At 73.1% G+C, this 20,096-nt stretch carries 18 protein-coding genes; all 18 read right to left on the reverse strand.

Annotated elements, in window-relative coordinates; all coding sequences use genetic code 11:
• A partial coding sequence (gene dnaE, locus ACXJKG_RS03550) for a DNA polymerase III subunit alpha (RefSeq protein ID WP_456844383.1) occupies positions 1 to 2,911 on the reverse strand: 2,911 nt, incomplete at its 3' end.
• A gap of 83 nt (positions 2,912 to 2,994) precedes the next feature.
• Positions 2,995 to 3,477: a GNAT family N-acetyltransferase gene (locus ACXJKG_RS03555; protein WP_456844384.1), complete on the reverse strand. Its 483-nt coding sequence runs from the start codon at positions 3,475 to 3,477 to the stop codon at positions 2,995 to 2,997.
• Positions 3,474 to 4,412 (reverse strand): RluA family pseudouridine synthase, encoded by a 939-nt coding sequence (locus tag ACXJKG_RS03560; protein ID WP_456844385.1) that lies wholly within the window; start codon positions 4,410 to 4,412, stop codon positions 3,474 to 3,476. The genes ACXJKG_RS03555 and ACXJKG_RS03560 overlap by 4 nt, the downstream gene beginning before the upstream one ends.
• A complete protein-coding gene (locus ACXJKG_RS03565) occupies positions 4,405 to 5,061 on the reverse strand; it encodes a signal peptidase II (RefSeq protein WP_456844386.1) in 657 nt (218 codons plus the stop codon). The genes ACXJKG_RS03560 and ACXJKG_RS03565 overlap by 8 nt, the downstream gene beginning before the upstream one ends.
• A 20-nt stretch (positions 5,062 to 5,081) precedes the next feature.
• Complete coding sequence (locus tag ACXJKG_RS03570; protein WP_456844387.1) at positions 5,082 to 5,543, reverse strand: TraR/DksA family transcriptional regulator; 462 nt, start codon at positions 5,541 to 5,543, stop codon at positions 5,082 to 5,084.
• A 165-nt stretch (positions 5,544 to 5,708) separates the two neighbouring features.
• Entirely contained in the window at positions 5,709 to 6,392 is a 684-nt protein-coding gene (locus ACXJKG_RS03575) for a DivIVA domain-containing protein (RefSeq protein WP_456844388.1), read from the reverse strand.
• 129 nt (positions 6,393 to 6,521) lie between these two features.
• Positions 6,522 to 6,806, reverse strand: a complete 285-nt coding sequence (locus tag ACXJKG_RS03580; RefSeq protein ID WP_456844389.1) for a YggT family protein — start codon at positions 6,804 to 6,806, stop codon at positions 6,522 to 6,524.
• Positions 6,807 to 6,809: 3 nt separating this feature from the next.
• Positions 6,810 to 7,301, reverse strand: coding sequence for a cell division protein SepF (locus ACXJKG_RS03585; RefSeq protein WP_456844390.1), 492 nt, complete (start codon positions 7,299 to 7,301; stop codon positions 6,810 to 6,812).
• Positions 7,302 to 7,443: 142 nt separating this feature from the next.
• Positions 7,444 to 8,208 (reverse strand): peptidoglycan editing factor PgeF, encoded by a 765-nt coding sequence (gene pgeF / locus ACXJKG_RS03590; protein WP_456844391.1) that lies wholly within the window; start codon positions 8,206 to 8,208, stop codon positions 7,444 to 7,446.
• A gap of 16 nt (positions 8,209 to 8,224) precedes the next feature.
• A complete protein-coding gene (gene ftsZ / locus ACXJKG_RS03595; RefSeq protein ID WP_456844392.1) occupies positions 8,225 to 9,481 on the reverse strand; it encodes a cell division protein FtsZ in 1,257 nt (418 codons plus the stop codon).
• Between the two features lie 199 nt (positions 9,482 to 9,680).
• Complete coding sequence (locus tag ACXJKG_RS03600; protein WP_456844393.1) at positions 9,681 to 10,724, reverse strand: cell division protein FtsQ/DivIB; 1,044 nt, start codon at positions 10,722 to 10,724, stop codon at positions 9,681 to 9,683.
• Positions 10,721 to 12,160 carry a UDP-N-acetylmuramate--L-alanine ligase gene (gene murC / locus ACXJKG_RS03605; RefSeq protein WP_456844394.1) on the reverse strand — a complete coding sequence of 480 codons (1,440 nt, stop codon included), beginning with the start codon at positions 12,158 to 12,160 and terminating at the stop codon, positions 10,721 to 10,723. The genes ACXJKG_RS03600 and murC overlap by 4 nt, the downstream gene beginning before the upstream one ends.
• On the reverse strand, positions 12,157 to 13,302 hold the full coding sequence (gene murG / locus ACXJKG_RS03610) for an undecaprenyldiphospho-muramoylpentapeptide beta-N-acetylglucosaminyltransferase (protein ID WP_456844395.1): 1,146 nt from the start codon (positions 13,300 to 13,302) through the stop codon (positions 12,157 to 12,159). Before murG ends, murC begins: the two co-directional genes overlap by 4 nt.
• Positions 13,295 to 14,548 (reverse strand): putative lipid II flippase FtsW, encoded by a 1,254-nt coding sequence (gene ftsW / locus ACXJKG_RS03615; protein WP_456844396.1) that lies wholly within the window; start codon positions 14,546 to 14,548, stop codon positions 13,295 to 13,297. Before ftsW ends, murG begins: the two co-directional genes overlap by 8 nt.
• Positions 14,545 to 15,978 carry a UDP-N-acetylmuramoyl-L-alanine--D-glutamate ligase gene (gene murD, locus ACXJKG_RS03620; protein WP_456844397.1) on the reverse strand — a complete coding sequence of 478 codons (1,434 nt, stop codon included), beginning with the start codon at positions 15,976 to 15,978 and terminating at the stop codon, positions 14,545 to 14,547. The genes ftsW and murD overlap by 4 nt, the downstream gene beginning before the upstream one ends.
• Complete coding sequence (mraY, locus tag ACXJKG_RS03625; protein WP_456844398.1) at positions 15,979 to 17,061, reverse strand: phospho-N-acetylmuramoyl-pentapeptide-transferase; 1,083 nt, start codon at positions 17,059 to 17,061, stop codon at positions 15,979 to 15,981.
• Complete coding sequence (locus tag ACXJKG_RS03630) at positions 17,058 to 18,509, reverse strand: UDP-N-acetylmuramoyl-tripeptide--D-alanyl-D-alanine ligase (protein ID WP_456844399.1); 1,452 nt, start codon at positions 18,507 to 18,509, stop codon at positions 17,058 to 17,060. Before ACXJKG_RS03630 ends, mraY begins: the two co-directional genes overlap by 4 nt.
• Positions 18,506 to 20,083, reverse strand: a complete 1,578-nt coding sequence (locus ACXJKG_RS03635) for a UDP-N-acetylmuramoyl-L-alanyl-D-glutamate--2,6-diaminopimelate ligase (protein WP_456844400.1) — start codon at positions 20,081 to 20,083, stop codon at positions 18,506 to 18,508. Before ACXJKG_RS03635 ends, ACXJKG_RS03630 begins: the two co-directional genes overlap by 4 nt.
• Positions 20,084 to 20,096: the final 13 nt, after the last annotated feature.

A 20,096-nucleotide genomic window follows, 5' to 3' on the forward strand; every position in this document is an offset into this window, starting at 1 on the left:
TCTTGTCCCAGTCGGGCAGGTCCGGCACGACGACCGAGAAGCCCTGCGGCCCGTCGTCGCCGCCCATGAGATCCGCGAAGAGGTCGAACTGCCCCTCGGCCTCCTTGCGCTTGACGCCGATGACCGAGTCCACCGCCTGCTCGTGCACGAGCAGCAGCGCGCGCCGCGCGTGCCCGAGGGAGTCGAACGCGCCGGCCTTGATGAGCGACTCGATGGTCCGCTTGTTGCAGACGACCGCGGGCACCTTGTCGAGGAAGTCGGTGAAGGACGTGAACTCGCCCTTCTCCTCCCGCGCCCGCACGACCGCGTCGACCACGTTGGAACCGACGTTGCGGACCGCGGTCAGGCCGAACCGGATGTCCTTGCCCACGGCCGTGAAGTTGGCCGACGACGAGTTCACGTCGGGCGGCAGCACCGTGATCCCCATGTGCCGCGCCTCGCCCAGGTACAGCGCGGACTTGTCCTTGTCGTCGCGCACGCTGGTCAGCAGCGCGGCCATGTACTCGGTCGAGTAGTTGGCCTTCAGGTAGGCGGTCCAGTACGAGATGACCCCGTACGCCGCGGAGTGCGCCTTGTTGAACGCGTAGTCGGAGAACGGCAGCAGGATGTCCCAGAGCGTCTGCACCGCGCCCATCGAGAAGCCGCGCTCGACCATGMCGGCCGAGAAGCCCTCGAACTGCTTGTCCAGCTCCGACTTCTTCTTCTTGCCCATCGCGCGGCGCAGGATGTCCGCCTGGCCCAGCGAGTACCCGGCGACGCGCTGGGCGATCGCCATGACCTGCTCCTGGTACACGATCAGCCCGTACGTCGTGCCGAGGATCTCCGCGAGCGGCTCCTCGAGCTCCGGGTGGATCGGGGTGACGGGCTGGACGCCCGTCTTGCGCAGCGCGTAGTTGGTGTGCGAGTTGGCGCCCATGGGGCCCGGTCGGTAGAGCGCGCCGACCGCCGAGATGTCCTCGAAGTTGTCGGGGCGCATGAGCCGCAGCAGGGACCGCATGCCGCCGCCGTCCAGCTGGAACACGCCCAGGGTGTCGCCGCGGCCCAGCAGCTCGTACGTCGCCCGGTCGTCCAGCTCGAGGTCCTCGAGGACCACCGGCTCCTTGCCGTTCATGACGATGTTCTCGAGCGCGTCGTCGAGGATCGTCAGGTTGCGCAGCCCGAGGAAGTCCATCTTGATGAGGCCGAGGCCCTCGGACGTCGGGTAGTCGAACTGCGTGATGACCGCGCCGTCCTGCGGGCGCCGCATGATCGGGATGATGTCGATCAGCGGGTCGCTCGACATGATGACGCCGGCCGCGTGCACGCCCCACTGGCGCTTCAGCCCCTCGATGCCCTTGGCCAGCTCGACCACGCGCTGCGCCTCGGGGTCCGCCGCGTGGACCTGACGGAACTCCTCGGCCTCGTTGTACCGCTTGTCCGCCGGGTCGAAGATGCCCGTGAGCGAGATGTCCTTGCCCATGATGGCGGGCGGCATCGCCTTGGTGAGCTTCTCCCCCATCGCGAACGGCATGCCGAGCAGCCGTGCGGAGTCCTTGAGGGCCTGCTTGGCCTTGATCGTGCCGTACGTGACGATCTGCGCGACGCGGTCCTCGCCGTACTTGTCCGTCACGTACCGGATGACCTCGCCGCGCCGACGCTCGTCGAAGTCGACGTCGAAGTCGGGCATGGAGACGCGGTCGGGGTTGAGGAACCGCTCGAAGATCAGGCCGTGCTGCAGCGGGTCGAGGTCGGTGATGCGCATGGCGTACGCCGCCATCGAGCCGGCGCCGGACCCACGACCGGGTCCGACCCGGATGCCGTTGTTCTTGGCCCAGTTGATGAAGTCGGCGACCACGAGGAAGTACCCCGGGAAGCCCATGCCCGTGATGACCTCGGTCTCGAACTCGGCCTGCTTGCGCACGGCGTCCGGGATGCCGTCCGGGTAGCGCACGTGCAGGCCGGTCTCGACCTCCTTGACGAACCAGCTGGTCTCGTCCTCCCCGGCGGGGACCGGGTAGTTCGGCATGTAGTTGGCCGAGGTGTTGAACGTGACCTCGCACTGCTCCGCGACGAGCAACGTGTTGTCGCAGGCCTCGGGGTGCTCGGCCCAGATCTGCCGCATCTCCTGCGCGGACTTCACGTAGTAGCCGTCGCCGTCGAACTTGAACCGGTCGGGGTCCGCGAGCGTCGAGCCCGAGTTGATGGCAAGCAGCGCGTCCTGCGACGCGCGGTCCTCCTGCTTGACGTAGTGCAGGTCGTTGGTGGCCAGCAGCGGGGCGCCGATGGTCTCCGAGAGCCGCAGCAGGTCCTTGATGACGCGGGTCTCGATGTCGAGCCCGTGGTCCATCAGCTCGACGTAGAAGTACTCCTTGCCGAAGATGTCCTGCAGCTCCCCGGCGACGCGGACGGCCTCGTCCCACTGGCCGAGGCGCAGGCGCGTCTGGATCTCCCCGGACGGGCAGCCGCTGGTCGCGATGAGGCCCTTGCCGTACCGCTGGAGCAGGTCGCGGTCCATGCGCGGCCACTTGCCCATCTGCCCCTCGAGCGAGGCCAGCGACGACGCGCGCATGAGGTTGTGCAGGCCCTCGTTGTTCCGCGCGAGGAGCGTCATGTGCGTGTAGGCGCCGCGCGCCGAGACGTCGTCCTGCTCCTGGCCCTGCTGGCCGAACCGCACGCGGGTCTGGTCGAACCGGCTGGTACCGGGCGTGACGTACGCCTCGATGCCGATGATCGGCTTGATCCCCGCGGACGTCGCCTTGGACCAGAAGTCGAAGGCGCCGAAGAGGTAGCCGTGGTCGGTGGTCGCGATGGCCGTCTGACCGACCCTCTCGACCTCCGCGAACAGGTCACCGAGGCGGGCCGCGCCGTCGAGCATCGAGTACTCGGTGTGCACGTGGAGGTGGACGAAGTCGGTACCCCCAGCTGATGCCATGCGGGCGATCCTACGTCCCGTCACCGACACTCCTCAGCGCCTCGCGGACTGTGTCGGCGGGCGCACGGCGTGTCGCGGCGCGCCTACGCCGGAGCCGTGACGACCTTCACCGCGTCGCGGTGCCAGATGGCCTCGTCGAGGTACCGCTCGGGCCGCGCGACGTACCCCAGCCGGGCGTAGAACCCGAGCGCCTGCTCCTGCGCGCTGAGCTCGACGGACACCGTCCGCGCACCGCCCGACGCGACCCCGTAGCGGTCCAGCGCCGCGGCCTCGAGGGCGGTCATGAGCACGGCTCCGACCCCCAGCCCTCGGGCCGCGGCGCTCACCGCGACGCGCCCGATGTGGGCAGGCTCACCGGCGTGGTGCGGCGGCAGCAGCCGSGCGGTGCCGAGCGCCGTCCCGTCGTCGTCGAGCGCGAGGACGTGCAGGGTCGCCGGGTCGTCGTCGAGCGCGTCCATCTCCCGCTCGGCGGCGACGTTCTGCTCCTGCACGAACACGGCCATGCGGATCGCCGTCATCGCGGCGCGCTGCCCGGGCGTCTCGACCCGGACGACACGCACGCTCACGCGTACCCGTCCTGCAGCACCGCCAGCGAGCGGGCCAGGTCCTCGGGGTACTCGCTGGTCAGCTCGAGCCACTCGCCCGTGCTCGGGTGGTGGAACCCGAGCCGCATCGCGTGCAACCACTGCCGCGTCAGCCCCACGCGCGCCGCGAGCGTCGGGTCCGCGCCGTACGTCAGGTCGCCGACGCAGGGGTGCCGCGTCGCCGAGAAGTGCACGCGGATCTGGTGCGTCCGACCCGTCTCGAGGTGCACCTCGACCAGCGACGCCGCCGGGAGCATCTCGAGCACCTCGTAGTGCGTGATCGACGGCTTCCCGTCCGCCACCACGGCGAACTTCCAGTCCGAGCTGGGGTGCCGGCCGATCGGGGCGTCGATGGTGCCCGTCGTCGGCTCCGGGTGACCCTGCACCAGCGCGTGGTAGACCTTCTCGACCGTGCGCTCCTTGAACGCCCGCTTGAGCACCGTGTACGCGTGCTCGCTCTTCGCGACGACCATCAGCCCCGACGTCCCCGCGTCGAGCCGGTGCACGATCCCCTGCCGCTCGGCCGCGCCGGAGGTGGAGATGCGGTAGCCGACGGCCATGAGCGCGCCGACGACGGTCGGGCCGGTCCAGCCGGGCGACGGGTGCGCGGCGACACCGACGGGCTTGTCGATGACGACCAGGTCGTCGTCGTCGTAGACGATGCGCATGCCGGGCACGGGCTCCGCGATGACCTCGACGCTCGACGCCGGTGCCACGTCGGGGATCTCGACCTCGAGCCAGCCGCCCGCGGACAGGCGGTCGGACTTGCCCAGCTCCTTGCCGTCCAGGTGCACCCCGCCGGCCGCGGCGATCTCCGCGGCGCGGGTGCGCGAGAGGCCCAGCAGCCGGGACAGCGCCGCGTCCACCCGCTCGCCGACCAGGCCGTCGGGCACGGGCATCGCCCGCGTGTCAGGCATTCTGCTCGGTCTGCCCGGTCGGCGCGGTGCTCTCGGCCCCGGCCTCGGCGTCCGCCTCGGACCCGTCCTCGGCATCCGTTTCCACGTCGGGCTCGTGGTCGGCCTCGTCCTGGCCGTGGCCGTCGCGGGTGCCGTCGATGTGCACGCCCGTGGCCGCGAGGAACACGACCATCACGGCGGCGACGACGATCGCGATGTCCGCGACGTTGCCCACGAACCAGTGCGCGTACGCGATGAAGTCGACCACGCGCCCGCGGGCCGGCCCCGGCTCGCGGACCCAGCGGTCCACCAGGTTGCCCAGGGCCCCGCCCAGCAGCAGGCCGAGCGCGATCGCCCAGGCCCGCGAGCCGATCCGGCGGCTCGCCCGCACGACGACGACGATCACGACCGTCGCGACGATGGTCAGCAGCCACGTCATCCCCGTGGCGATCGACAGCGCGGCGCCGGGGTTGAACACGAGCTGGAGCCCGAGCAGGTCACCGACCAGCTGGCGCCGGTGGCCGTCCGCGAGGGCGTCCAGCGCCCACGCCTTCGACACCTGGTCGAGGACCAGGACGACGGCCGCGATCGAGAACAGCGCGATCAGCAGGCCGCGTCGACGTGGATGGACCGAGGGCGCGTCGAGACTGTCGTCCGTGGTGGTGGGCACCGCAGGAGTCTACGTGCGCGTCAGCGGCGCTCTTCGCGCTGCTTGCACTCCACGCAGAGGGTGGCCCGGGGGAACGCCTGGAGGCGTGCCTTGCCGATGGCCTTGCCGCAGGACTCGCAGGTGGCGAACGTCCCCGTCGAGATCCGGCTCAGGGCGCGGGTGGTCTGCGCGAGCAGGTCGCGCGTGTTGTTCACCAGCGTGAGCTCCTGCTCACGCTCGAGGGCCGACGAACCCGAGTCGGCCTGGTCGTCGCCGGCGCCGTCACCCGAGTTGCGCAGCAGGTCGGAGAGCTCGGCATCGGCTGCCGCCAGCTCGCCGGTGAGTCGGTCGATGTCGCTGGTGAGCTCCTCCGCCACGTCCTTGACCTCGCGGGCGGTCCACGGCTTCTCGCCGTCGCGCACCGGGAACGTCTTGACGAGCTTCGCGAGCTCCTTGGTGTCCGTGCTGATGTCGACCGTGCTCAGCGCGTCGTTGATGGCCACGAGCGGGCCCCCCTGTCCTCGAAGTCACGTGACTGTATGCGTGCGCAGGCAGGGACACAACACGCCACGCCGGGTGAAACCCGGCGTGGCGCGTGGTGGACAGACGACCTGACCTGTGGTGATGCAGGACGTGCGGGTCCGGCGGGTGGTCGCCGGACGGGTGTGTCAGAGGCCCTGGCCGTCCCCGACCGGCTGCGGCTGGCCCGAGCGGGGCGGCAGAGCGTTGCCCCGGTTGTCGAGGTCGCCGAGCAGGTTCTCGAGGTAGCTCTTCAGGCGGGTGCGGTAGTCGCGCTCGAAGACCCGCAGCTCGTCGATCTTGCGCTCGAGGAGCGACCGCTCCTGCTCGAGMTGGCCGAGCGTGCGCTGCGACGTCTCCTCGGCCTCGCGGACGATGCGGTTGGCCTGGCTCTTCGCCTCGCCCACCAGACGGTCGGACTCCTCCTGGCCGCTGCGCACGTAGTCGTCGTGCAGCTTCTGGGCCAGGGCGAGCATCCCGGTGGCCGACTCGGGCTCGCTCGCCCGAGGGGCGGGCTGCACCGGAGCGACGACCGCGGCCGGCGCAGGCACCGGGGCGGCGACGACGGGTGCGGGAGCCGGGACGGGCTCGGGCGTGGGCTCGGGCTTCGCGGCCGGGGCGGCCTGCTGGGCGCCGGCCCGGCTGAGCTCGGCGATGCGGCGCTCGGCCGCGGCGAGCTTCGTCTTCAGGTCGTCGTTCTCACCCTGCACCTCGCGCAGGGTGTTGACGACCTCGTCCAGGAAGTCGTCGACCTCGTCCTGGTCGTAGCCCTCGCGGAACTTCGTGGCCTGGAACTTCTTGTTCAAGACCTCGTCTGCAGTCAGCAGAGCCATCGTCATCACCTCAGTCGGTAGTGCTCGGTCGGGCCGGCGGCAGTCCACCGACCGCCTCGGGCCACGGTAGCGGAGAATGGGGGGAGCGCACGTCCCTGCGACACGCCCACGGACGGGTGGTTCGTCGGCTCAGAACGAGCTGAGCACGGACATCAGGACGGAACACCCCAGGACGAGCACCAGGAACGCGAGATCGAGCCGCACGTTCCCGATGCCCACGGGCGGCAGGATCCGGCGCAATGCCTTCAGCGGCGGGTCGGTCACCGTGTACGTCCCCTCGGCGATCAGCAGGGCGATCCCCGAGGGCTTCCACTCGCGCGCGAAGAACTGCACCCAGTCGAGGACCAGGCGCACGAGCAGGAGCAGGAAGAAGATCAGGACGACGTAGAACAGCAGTGCGGCGACGAGGTGCACGCGTCAGCTCTGGTTGTAGAAGCCCGCGCGCGTCGGCGGCTCCGCCGCAGGACCCGAGGGCTCGCCGGCCACCTCGACGTGCGCCGGCGAGAGCAGGAACACCTTGCTGGTGACGCGCTCGATCGCGCCGTGCAGGCCGAAGATCAGACCGGCCGAGAAGTCGACCAGGCGCTTGGCGTCGGCGTCGTCCATGTCCGTGAGGTTCATGATCACCGGGGTGCCCTCGCGGAACGCCTCGCCGATCTTGCGCGCGTCGTTGTACGAGCGCGGGTGGATGGTGGTGATGCGGCGCAGCTCACCGGCGACGGACGCCTGCGGCGCGGCCTGGGTGGGCAGCGTCGTGCGCGTCGGCCGGTGCAGCGGCGTGACCTGGGCCTCGTACTCCTGCGGCACCGCGACCTCCTGGTCGTCGAACTCCTCGAGGTACTCCTCGTGCTCCGACCGGTCGTCGGCCAGGCCGAGGTACAGCATCGTCTTGCGCAGCGCTCCGGCCATCGCCTTGGCTCCCTCCCCGGATCTCTCCGGACCACCCCGGAGCCCCACGCCGCCAGTGCGACGACGGTGGGCTCCCTCTGCCGGTCACGCTAGCAACGGGCGCGAACGACGCAGGGTGCGACACGCCCGACAACCTCGGCATTCACCATCGGTCCCCCGGCGCGGGCCGGACGACGCCGGCGAACCGACCCGTCCGCTGCGCACGACGGTACGAGAAGAGCGCCGGGTCCTGCCAGGTGTCCCGCGCGTAGCTGACGACGTGCACCACGCCCGCCCGCCCCAGCACTGCGACCACCCCGGCCGGCAGGTCCAGGGCCGGCGTGCCCCACGCCGTCGTCGCCACGGTCTCCGGCACGGCCGCGACGACCTCGTCCTGCAGCTCGACCGGCACCTCGTACGACTCGCCCGCGATCGCGGGGCCGACGGCCGCGCGGATCCGGCCCGCATCGGCACCGTGCTCGACCATCGCCGCCACGGCCGCCTCGACCACCCCGGCGACCAGGCCGCGCCGGCCGGCGTGCACCGCGGCGACGACCCCCGCCTCGCCGTCGGCCAGCAGCACCGGGACGCAGTCCGCGACGAGCACGGCGACGGCGACGGTCGGGGAGGTCGACACGATCGCGTCCGCCTCGCCGACGGACACCGCGCCGGGACCCGGGGGCGCCGAGAGCACGAGCACGCCGGCGCCGTGCACCTGCGTGACGTAGGCGACGGGTGCGCCCGCCCACCGGTCGAGACGCGCCCGGTTCCGGTCCACGTCCGCGGGCTCGTCACCCACGGAGTAGGACAGGTTCAGCGCGTCGTACGGCGGGCGGCTGACACCTCCGCCGCGGGTGCTGAAGCCGGCACGGACGGCTGCGCCGAGATCGACCTCCACGACGGGCGGGAGGTCGGTCCCGGACTGCATGCCGGCCACGGTCCGGCTACTTGAGGAAGTCCGGGACGTCGAGCTCGTCGCGGTCGCGGCGCGGGGCGTCCTCGGTGAAGATCCGCGGCACCTCGAGCGCTCCCGTGATCGGCGTCGGCTCGGCCTCCGTGGACAGGAAGGCGGGGACGTCGGGCTGGGCCGGGGACGCGGCGCGGTTCTGCGCGTACGAGCCGACCGGGACCAGCTGCTCCTCCGGGTCGAGCACGGGGCGCGGCGTGGGCACCTGGGCGGCCGCGGGAGCGACCTGGCGCGCGGAGTTGCCGCTGACCTGACCGAGCGCCCGCGCGTCGCGGCGCACCGTCGGCGAGCCCGAGTCGAAGCCGGCGGCGATGACCGTCACGCGGACCTCGTCGCCCAGCGCGTCGTCGATGACCGCACCGAAGATGATGTTCGCCTCCGGGTGCGCGGCCTCCTGCACGAGCCGCGCCGCCTCGTTGATCTCGAAGAGCCCGAGGTCCGAGCCGCCCTGGATCGAGAGCAGCACGCCGTGCGCACCGTCGATCGACGCCTCGAGCAGCGGGGACGAGATCGCCATCTCGGCAGCCTGCACCGCGCGGTCGTCGCCCCGGGCGAAGCCGATGCCCATGAGGGCCGAGCCGGCGCCCTGCATGACCGACTTCACGTCGGCGAAGTCGAGGTTGATCAGGCCCGGCGTGGTGATGAGGTCCGTGATGCCCTGGACGCCCGAGAGCAGCACCTGGTCGGCCGAGTGGAACGCGTCGAGCACGGAGACCGAGCGGTCGGAGATCTGCAGCAGCCGGTCGTTCGGGATGACGATGAGCGTGTCGACCTCGGCCCGCAGCGCCTCGATCCCCGTGTCCGCCTGGACGGACCGGCGACGGCCCTCGAAGGTGAACGGTCGCGTGACCACACCGATGGTCAGCGCGCCGAGCGAGCGGGCGATCCGCGCGACGACCGGCGCGCCGCCGGTGCCGGTGCCGCCGCCCTCGCCCGCGGTGACGAAGACCATGTCCGCGCCCCGCAGGACGTCCTCGATCTCGTCCTTGTGGTCCTCGGCGGCCTTCTTGCCCACCTCGGGGTCCGCGCCGGCGCCGAGGCCACGCGTCAGCTCACGGCCGACGTCGAGCTTCACGTCGGCGTCCGACATGAGAAGGGCCTGGGCGTCCGTGTTGACGGCGATGAACTCGACACCCTTGAGGCCGACCTCGATCATGCGGTTCACGGCGTTGACGCCGCCGCCGCCGATGCCGACGACCTTGATGACCGCCAGGTAGTTCTGCGGAGCTGCCACGGTGGGTGCCTCTCGTTCTGTGCCGGTCGCGGCCCTGGGCCACGGGGTCCGGCCACGATGTTCCGGGCCGGCGGTGAAACCTTCACCCTCTACTTGAGGGTTATAGTTATGTCAGGTGCGTTGTCAGTGCGTGACGCTAGGTGTCACCCGGACGGTGTTCAACGACCGCGCCGCGCGTGTCGGGAGTTGACCCCGAAACTCACCTGGTGATCGGCAGCCGGGGCGCCGACACGTCGATGACGGTCGAGCCGGCGGCCGCGGGCGAGGCGCGCAGGGCCGAGAGGACCGCGATCTTCAGCGGGGTCTCGTGCGCGCTCCCCCAGTCGACCTCGACGTTGTCGCGCAGCGTCATGGTCACGGTGTCCTGCGTGTGCGCGGAGACCGCTCCGACCTGCGCGAGCAGGTCCGCCGGCAGCTGCTCGAGCACGCTCAGCACGGCGTTGAGCGTGCGCTTGTCGCCCACGGGCACGTCGACGACCGGCAGTCCCGCGGGCGCGGCGTCGACCCGACCGACCTGCACGCCGTCCATGTCGAGCAGCGCGAACCCCGGCGCGGGGTGCGCGGCGTCCCCGGACGCCTCCGGCACCGCGGCGACAGGCTCGCGCGCGACGAGCACGACGAGCAGGCCGTGCGGCCATGCCCGCGTCACCCGCGCCTCCCGGACCCCGGGCACGTCGAGCACCTCGTCGCGCAGGCGGACGGTGTCCAGGCGCGGCAGCGGCGTGGCGGCGTGGGTGTCGACCACCCCGAGCACCTGGTCGACCGCCACGACGGTCCCCGCGCCCTCCACCACGACCTGGGCCGGCTCCAGCGCGAGCACCGGCGAGATGAACAGCAGCCACCCGAGGGCCGCCACGGCCGCGATCGAGCCGGCGACCAGCACGACCTGCCGCCGGGCGAGGTTGCGTCGGGCGCGGGCGCGCTCGGCGAACCGGGCGACCGAGCTGGTGGAGACGACGGGGGGCGCGACCGGGCCGGCGTAGCGGCGGGCTCCCCCGGCGCTGTAGGTGGTCACCGCGCGACCGAACGTCTCGGCGGCCGGCGCCTTCGGTGTCGCCTTCGTCGGGACCGTGGCCGGACGCGCTGCGCTCGGCTGCGTGGTGCCCGACGGCGCGGTCGGCGGCTTGGCGGCCGACTTCTTCGCGGTCGTCGTCGTGGCCGCCGGTCGGGGGGCGGGAGGTCGCGGAGCGGGCGGTCGTCCCGGCGCGGGGTCCCGCGGCGCCGTCGGACGGGACGGGCTCACGCGCCCGCTCCATGGTCACCGGCACGCTCAGCACGCACGGCGAGCTCGTCGAGCACCACGGACGCCAGCTGGGTCACGTCCCCCGCGCCCACCGTGAGCAGCAGGTCGCCCGGACCGGCGGCGGCCGCGACCGCACGGGCGGCGTCGAGCCTGTCGGCGACGAACGTCGCCTTGCCGGGGGTCGGCACCCGGTCGACGATCAGCGCGCCCGTCACCGACGGGTCCGGGTCCTCCCGGGCGGCGTACACGTCGCTCACCACGACCACGTCGGCCAGGTCGAGGGCGGCGCCGAACTCGGCCGCGAACGCGCGGGTGCGCGAGTAGAGGTGGGGCTGGAACAGCACGAGGACGTGCCCGTCGCCCGCCACGGACCGCGCGGCGCGCAGCACGGCCGCGACCTCGGTCGGGTGGTGGGCGTAGTCGTCGACCACCCGCACGCCGTCGGCGCTGCCCCGGTCCTCGAACCGGCGGCCCGTGCCGCGGAACTCGCCGAGGCCCGCGGCCGCGTCGTCGACGCCGAGCGCCCGCACCGCGGCCCAGGCGGCGGCGGCGTTCAGCGCGTTGTGCGCACCGGGGACGGCCAGGCGGACCGTCGTCGCGAGGTCGCCGGCCCGCAGCTCGAAGGCCCACCGGTCACCGTCGGCGACCAGGTCGCCGACGCGGACGTCCGCGTCGGGCGAGGTGCCGTAGGTGACCACGGCGACGTCCCGCGCCGCGAGGTCGTCCTGCACGCGCTCGACCAGCCGCACGGCTCCCGCGTCGTCCGCGCAGGCCACGAGCGTCCCGCCGGTCCGGATACGGCCGGCGAACGCGACGAACGCGTCCTCGAACGCCTCCGCCGAGCCGTAGTGGTCGAGGTGGTCGGGCTCGACGTTGGTGACGACCGCGACGAGCGGCGCGTAGGCGAGGAACGAGCCGTCGGACTCGTCGGCCTCCGCGACGAACGCCGCCCCCGCCCCGGCTCGACCCCCGCCGAGCGGGCCGTCGGCGGAGAAGACGGTGCCGCCGATCGCGAAGGAGGGGTCCGCGCCCGCGTGCAGCAGGACGGTCGCCACCATCGCCGACGTGGTGGTCTTGCCGTGCGCGCCGGCGACCGCGACCGCGTCCCGGTCGACCATGAGCGMSGCSAGKGCCTCGGASCGGTGCAGCACCCGCAGGCCMCGSTCSCGSGCRCGGGCGAGCTCSGGGTTGGACTCCCGGACSGCCGACGAGACGACGACCGTGTCGACGCCGTCGACCAGCCCGGCGTCATGACCCACGTGCACGTCCACGCCGGCCGCCCGCAGCGCAGGMAGCGCCGGACCGTCCGCGCTATCGGACCCGCTGACCACCAGCCCGCGGGCGGCGAGCAGCGTGGCGATCGCCGACATGCCAGCGCCACCGACACCGATGAGGTGCACGCGGCCGAGGTCGGCGGGGCGCAGCACGGACGTCACGGGAGCTCCGCCTCGATCAGCCGGGCCACGCGCGCCGCGGCGTCGCGGACGCCAACGCTCGCCGCCGCCCGGCCCATGCGCTCGCGCGTCTCGGCCGCAGCGTCCCCGACCAGCAGGACCGGCAGGTGCGCGCGGATCCAGGCGGGGTCGAGGTCGGCGTCGTCCACCAGGAGGCCGCCGCCCGCCGCGACGACGGAGGCGGCATTGAGCCGCTGCTCGCCGTTGCCGACGGGCAGGGGCACGTAGATCGCGGGGATGCCGAGCGCCGCCTGCTCGCACACGGTGCCGGCACCGGAGCGCCCGACGACCACGTCCGCCACGGCCAGCGCGAGGTGCATCTCGGTCAGGTACTCGCGCACGTGGTAGCGCTCGGCCCCGGGGACGCCGTCGAGGGCTGCGCGGACGGCGTCGGCCTTGCCGGCACCCGTCAGGTGCAGGACCTGGACGCCGGCGGCGAGCAGGTCCGCGGCCGCGCCGGCCACGGCCGTGTTCACGCTGACCGCGCCGAGCGAGCCGCCGGTGACCAGCAGCGTCGGCAGCGCGGGGTCGAGCCCCAGCTCRGCCGCGGCGGCGGCCCGGGTGCCCACCGGGTCGGCCGCGAGCTGCTGCACCAACCGGGCGACGGGCGCACGCAGCGGGAGGCCGGTGACCTGCCCGCCGCGCAGCGCGGTGCCCGGGAACGTCACGGCGACCGACTTCGCCCAGCGGGCGCCGAGCCGGTTGGCCAGGCCCGGGCGCGCGTTCTGCTCGTGGATGACGACGGGGACGCCCCGGCGGCGGGCCGCGAGGTACGCGGGCGTCGCCACGTACCCGCCGAAGCCCACCACGACCTGCGCGCCCGACTCGTCGATCGCCACCCCGGCGGCACGGACCGCGTCGCGCAGCCGCCACGGCAGCCGGAACCAGTCGAGGGTCGGGCGGCGCGGCAGCGGGACGCGCGGCACCACCGCGAGCGGCAGCCCGTGCTCGGGCACCAGGCGCGCCTCCAGCCCCTGGGTGGTGCCCAGGACCGTCAGGCGGGCGTTCGGGTGCCGCCGCAGGAGCTCGTCGGCGACCGCGAGCAGGGGGTTGACGTGGCCCGCGGTGCCACCGCCGGCAAGGAGCACGGCGGGCACGGTCGGGACCGGTCGTGCGTCAGCCACGGGACCGCCCGATGACGGCCAGCGACCGGCGCACCACGGACGGCCGCGCGGCGAGCGCCTCCGCGGCGCCCGGTTCCGAGCGCGCGAAGGCGATGAGCACGCCGAGGGCAGCCATGGTCATGATCAGCGCCGAACCACCGGCCGAGACCAGCGGGAGCGGGACGCCGATGACCGGCGCGAGCCCGATGACGACCGCGACGTTGACCAGCGCCTGGCCGATGATCCAGCACAGGATCGCCCCGGTGGTGATCTGCACGAACGGGTCCGGGTGGCGGCGGATCACGCGGATCATCGCGAAGGCCAGCAGGCCGAAGAGCCCGAGCACCAGCAGCGTCCCGATGAGCCCGAGCTCCTCGCCCAGGATCGCGAAGATGAAGTCGTTGTGCGCGGCCGGCAGGTACGACCACTTCTCGCGGCTCTCCCCCAGCCCCAGGCCGCCCCAGCCGCCGCTCGCCAGGCCCCAGCCGCCGTGCAGGGTCTGGTAGCAGGCGGTCGCGACGTCGCACTGGTCCGAGAGCCACGACGTGATCCGGTCCGTGCGGTTCTTGCTGGTGACCGTGAGCAGAGCGGTGAGCCCGCCGGCCAGCAGCGCCGCGAACCCGAACATCCGCATGGGCACCCCGGCGACGAACAGCGCGCCCGCCACCAGCATGATCAGGACGAGGGCGGTGCCCAGGTCGTGCCCGGCGAGGACCACGAGGATCGCGAGGCCGGCCACCGGGACCGCCGGGATCAGGGCGTGCTTCCACTGGCGCAGCAGGGGCAGCTTGCGGGCGAGCACGGCGCCGAGCCAGACGGCGAGGGCGAGCTTGATGGTCTCGGACGGCTGCGCGGAGAAGCCACCGACGCACACCCAGTTCTGGTTGCCGCCGGCGCCGCAGCCGAGCGGCGTGAACACCGTGAGCTGGAACAGGATGGCGAACGCCAGGGCGGGCCACGCGATGGTCTGGAAGAACCGCACCGGCGCGCGCGAGAGCCCGAACAGGATCGGCAGGCCGATCAGCGCGAACTTCGCCTGGTCGAGGAAGACCGCGTACGGCGAGTGCCCGTCGTCCAGGGACTCGACGCTCGAGCTCGACAGGACCATGACCAGGCCGATCACGAGCAGCAGGGCCGTCGCGCCGAGCAGGACGTAGTAGCTGGTGACCGCGCTGTTCCACTGGCCGAGCAGCGAGCCGGTGCTGGTACCCGGCTCGTCAGCGCGCTCGTTCGGGGGCAGCCGCGGGCGGCCGGTCGTCGCGGTCATCGGTCCCCCAGTGCGTGCACGGCTGCGGCGAACTCCTCACCCCGCGCGGCGTACGACGTGAACTGGTCCATCGAGGCGCAGGCGGGGGCGAGCAGCACCGTGGTCGCGTCGCCCACGGGTGCCGCGGCGGCGAGCCGTCGGGCCTCGTGCACGGCGCGGGTCATCACCGGGCCAGTCTCACCGGCGTCGACCTCGACCACGGGGACCTCGGGTGCGTGTCGGGCGAGAGCCTCACGCAGCGGCGCCCGGTCCACCCCGATGAGGACGACGGCCTTGAGGCGGTCCCGCCGTGCCGCCACGAGCTCGTCGAACTGCGCCCCCTTGGCCAGGCCGCCCGCGATCCAGACGACGCTGCCGGGCGCGAACGCGCCGAGGGCGGCCGACGCCGCGTGGGCGTTCGTGGCCTTCGAGTCGTCGACGTAGGCCGCCCCGTCGACCACGGCGACCGTGGCCAGCCGGTGCGCCCCGGGCCCGTACGCGCGCAGGCCCGCCCGGATCGCCGCCGGGGCGACGTCGTGCGCCAGAGCGAGGGACGCGGCGGCGAGCGCGTTCGCGACGACGTGCGGCGGCACCGTGCCGTCGGGGCCGGCCAGCTGCGCCAGGTCGTCGAGCGTGCCCAGCTCGGCGGCGTGCGTGTGCCGGAGCCGGGAGAACCCGCGGTCCACCAGCACGTCCTCCACGAGCCCGACCTGCCCGACCAGCGGCGTGCCCAGCGTGAAGCCCACGGCGACGGCACCGTCCTCGACGTCCGCCTCCCGCACGAGGTGCTCGGTCACGGGGTCGGCCAGGTTGTACACGCACGCCACCTGCGCGTGCTCGAAGATGCGTCCCTTGTCGGCCGCGTACGCATCCAGCGACCCGTGCCAGTCGAGGTGGTCGGGCGCGACGTTGAGCACCGCGGCGGCCTGCGCCGACATCGAGTGCGTGAAGTGCAGCTGGAAGCTCGACAGCTCCACCGCCAGGACGTCCACGGTCGGGTCCGTCGCGGCGAGCACCACGGGGGTGCCGACGTTGCCGACCGCGACCGCGTTCTCGCCGCCCGCGCGCAGGATCGACTCGAGCATGCCGACGGTCGTGGTCTTGCCGTTGGTCCCGGTCACGGCGAGCCAGGGCGCGGGTCCGCCCCCCGACGCGCGGTCGAYGCGCACGTGCCACGCCAGCTCGACCTCGCTCCACACCGGCAGGCCGCGCTCCAGGGCTGCGGCGATCAGCGGGTGGTGGGGCGGGAGGCCGGGCGAGGCGACGACCAGGTCGGCCCGCTCCAGCACCGTGCCCGCGAGCAGCTCGGCGGAGCCGATGACGTCGTCCGCGCGGTCGTCGACGGGCACCACGCGCGCACCACGGGAGGCCAGCACCTCGACCGCGGCGCGGCCGGACACGCCCTGCCCGGCGACCACCACGAGGGCGCCCTCCAGCACGAGCTCGGACACCTAGCCGGCCACCCACTCGGCGTAGAAGATGCCGACGCCGAGCGCGACGAAGAGCCCGGCGATGATCCAGAACCGGATGACGATCGTCACCTCACCCCAGCCCGAGAGCTCGAAGTGATGATGCAGCGGTGCCATCTTGAACACCCGTTTACCGGTCATCTTGAAGAAGCCGATCTGGATGACGTCCGAGAGCACCTCGAGCACGAACAGGCCACCGATGATCGCGGCGAGGATCTCGGTGCGGGACATGATCGACAGGCCGGCCAGCGCGCCGCCGAGGGCGAGCGAGCCGGTGTCGCCCATGAAGATCTTGGCGGGGCTGGCGTTCCACCACAGGAACCCGAAGCACGCGCCCGTGATGGCGGCCGCGATGACCGCGAGGTCGAGCGGGTCCCGGGTCTCGTAGCAGCGGGGGCCGGCGCTCGCGAGGAACTGGCAGCTCTGGTTGAACTGCCACACCCCGACGATGACGTACGCGCCGAACACGATGAGCGAGACGCCGGTGGCCAGACCGTCGAGCCCGTCGGTGAGGTTGACCGCGTTGGACCACGCCGTGATCAGGAAGTTCGCCCAGACGACGAACAGGATGATCCCCAGCGTCACGCCCCAGAACGCCAGGTCCAGGTTGGTGTCGCGGATGAACGAGATGTGGGTCGAGGCCGGCGTGCGGAACTTCTCGTTGGGGAACTGCAGGGCAGCGACCGCGAAGGTCACGCCGACGACGCCCTGCCCGAGGATCTTCCAGCGGGCCTTGAGCCCGAGGCTGCGCTGCCGCGAGATCTTGATGAAGTCGTCGAGGAACCCGACCACCCCGAGCCCGGTCATGAGGAACATGACGAGGACGGCCGACGCGCTGGGCACCGTGCCGGTGGCGACGAGGCCGCCCAGCCAGCCGATCAGGGTGGCCGCGATGATGACGACGCCGCCCATGGTCGGGGTGCCGCGCTTGGTGAAGTGCGCGGTCGGGCCGTCCTGCCGGATGAACTGGCCGTACTGCTTGTGCACCAGGTACCGGATGAACAGGGGCGTGCCCAGCAGCGCGATGAGCATCGCGAGGCCGCCGGAGATGAGGAGCGCCTTCACCGGGCGCCCCCCTCGACGAGCGCGTCGCCCAGCTTCCACAGGCCGGCGCCGTACGACGACTTGACCAGCACGACGTCGCCGGGCCGCAGCTCGCTCTCGAGGAACGCGGTGGCCACGGCCAGGTCGTCGGCGAGCACCACCTCGTCGCCCCAGGAGCCCTCGTGGTTGGCCCCGTCGCGGATGGCGCGCGCGCCGTCGCCCACGACCACGGTCAGGCCGATGTTGAGACGGACGCAGAGGCGGCCGATGGCGTCGTGCGCCTCCCGCGCACCGGGGCCGAGCTCGAGCATCTCGCCCAGCACCGCGATGGAGCGACGGTCCCGCCCGGCCAGCACGGCCAGGGCCTTGAGCGCCGCGCGCATCGAGTCCGGGTTCGCGTTGTACGAGTCGTCGACGACGGTCACGCCGTCGGGGCGCTCCACCACGTGCATCCGGTGCGGGCTGAGCACGTCGGCGTCGCTCAGGCCGGCGGCCACCTGGTCGAGGTCGAGCCCGACCGCGAGGGCCGCGGCCGCGGCGCCGAGCGCGTTGTGCACGTGGTGCTCCCCGACCAGTCGGAGCGTGACCTGCGCCGAGCGCTCCACGGCGCCGCGCTCGACGAGCGTGAAGGTGGCCCGGCCGGACCGGTCCAGTCGCACGTCGCGGACACCGACGGTCGCCTCGGGTGCCGCGCCGAACGTCACGACGTCCCCCGGCGCCAGCGAGGCCATCGCCGACACCCGCGGGTCGTCGGCGTTGAGCACCGCGACGCCGTCGGACACCAGGCCCTGCACGATCTCGGCCTTGGCCACGGCGACGGCCTCGATGCCGCCGAAGCCGCCGAGGTGCGCCTGCCCGACGATGAGCACCACGGCCACGTCGGGCGGCGCGATGTCCGTGAGGTAGGTCAGGTGCCCGGGCCCGCTGGCGCCCATCTCGAGCACGAGGAACCGGGTCGACTCGTCGGCGCGCAGCACGGTCAGCGGCAGCCCGATCTCGTTGTTGAACGAGCGGACGGGCGCGATCGTCGGTCCGACGCTGCCGCACAGCTGCGCGAGCAGGTCCTTGGTCGTCGTCTTGCCGACGGAGCCGGTGATGCCGACGACCCGCAGGTCGCTGCCGCCGGGCTCGTGCGAGGCCTCGCGCAGCCGCTCGAGCACCACGCGGGCGAGGTCGCCCAGCGCCTTCTCGACGTCGGTCACGACGACGCTGGGCAGCACCGCGCCGCCGCTGCCGACGACGTCGCGGGCTGCGAGCACGAGCGCGGCGCCCCCGGCGACCGCGACGGCGGCGTAGTCGTGGCCGTCGACGTGCTCGCCGGGCAGCGCGACGAAGAGGCCGCCGGTCACGTCGTCGCGCGAGTCGACGACGACCGGGCCGCTGACGACGAGCGCCGGGTCCGTCGCCGCGGAGCCGCGCAGCACGCCACCGGTCGCGGCCGCGATCTCGGCCGCGGTGAGGGCGATCACGCGTGCTGCTCCTGACGGGCGAGGCGTGCCGCGATCAGCACGTCACGGTCGTTGTAGCGGTGGAACACGCCGGCGATCTCCTGTGTCGGTTCGTGGCCCTTGCCCGTGATGATCACGGTGTCCTGCTCGGCGGCGAGGTCGAGGGCGTCGCGGATGGCCTGCGCGCGGCTGGTGGCCTCGTGCACGTCGACCATGTCCGGGCGTTGCACCCGGACCCCGTCGAGGATGGCGGACCGGATGGCCGACGGCTCCTCGGAACGCGGGTTCTCGTCCGTGACGACGATCACGTCGGCCAGGCGCGCGGCGATCTCGCCCATGATCGGGCGCTTGCCCTGGTCCCGGTCGCCGTCGGAGCCGAACACGATGACGAGGCGGCCCGGCGTGATCGGGCGCACCGCGTCGAGCGCCAGGACGAGCGCGTCGGGCGTGTGCGCGTAGTCGACGATGGCGAGCGGGAAGCCGTCGCCGCGCTCGATGACCCGCTCCATCCGGCCCGGGATCTCGTGGGCCAGCGCGACGGCGGCGATCGCCTGGTCGAGGTCCACGCCCGCCGCGTGCGCGAGCACGATGGCCAGGGCCGCGTTGGAGACGTTGACCAGACCCGGCAGCGGGCTGGTGGCCACGTGCTCGACGCCGTCCGGCCCACGCAGCGTGAAGCTCGACCCGACGCCGTCCAGGCCGATGTCCGCGGCGGTGACAGCCCAGTCCGCGTCCGCGCCCTCGGGCTCACCGACATGCGTGGCCAGCGACTCGACGGGGATCGGGGACTCCGCGGCCAGCCGTCGGCCCCACTCGTCGTCGACCACGACCACGCCGCGGCGCGCCTGACCGCGCGCGAACAGCCGGGACTTGTCCCGGAAGTAGCCCTCCATGTCGCCGTGGAAGTCGAGGTGGTCGCGCTGCAGGTTGGTGAAGCCGACGACGTCGAACGTCAGCCCGTGGACGCGGCCCAGCGCGAGGGCGTGCGACGAGACCTCCGTGGACATCGCGGTCGCGCCGCGCTCCACGGCCACCGCGAGGATCGCCTGCAGCGCCGGCGCCTCGACCGTCGTGCGCGGGCTCTCGACCGCGTCCGGCCCGATCCGCAGCTCGACGGTGCCGAGCACCGCGGTCGTCGCGTGCGCGGCCCGCAGCGCGGCGTCGAGGAAGTACGTCGTGGTGGTCTTGCCGTTGGTCCCCGTGACGCCGACCGTGACCAGCCGCTCGCCCGGGGCGTCGTGCGCCCACGCAGCCACCGGGCCGGCGATCGCCCGGGGGTCGTCCGCGACCAGGACGGCGACCGCGTCGGTCAGGCCGGCGGACTCCAGGTGGGTCAGGCCGGCCTCGTCCGTGAGCACGGCCACAGCGCCGGCGTCGACCGCCTGGCCCGCGTACGTGGCGCCGTGCACCTTGAAGCCGGTGACGGCGACGAACACGTCACCGGGCTCCACGTCGCCGCTGGCGAGCGTCACGCCGGTCAGCAGGGCGTCGTCGGCCACCGGGACACCGTGGGTGACCAGGGAGAACGTCTCGACGAGGTCGGCGACCCGATGGGCCGCGGGATGCAGCGGGCGCATCCGAGCGGGGGTCGTCATGGGGAGAATCTAC

The sequence above is a fragment of the Cellulomonas sp. P5_C6 genome (assembly GCF_054049635.1).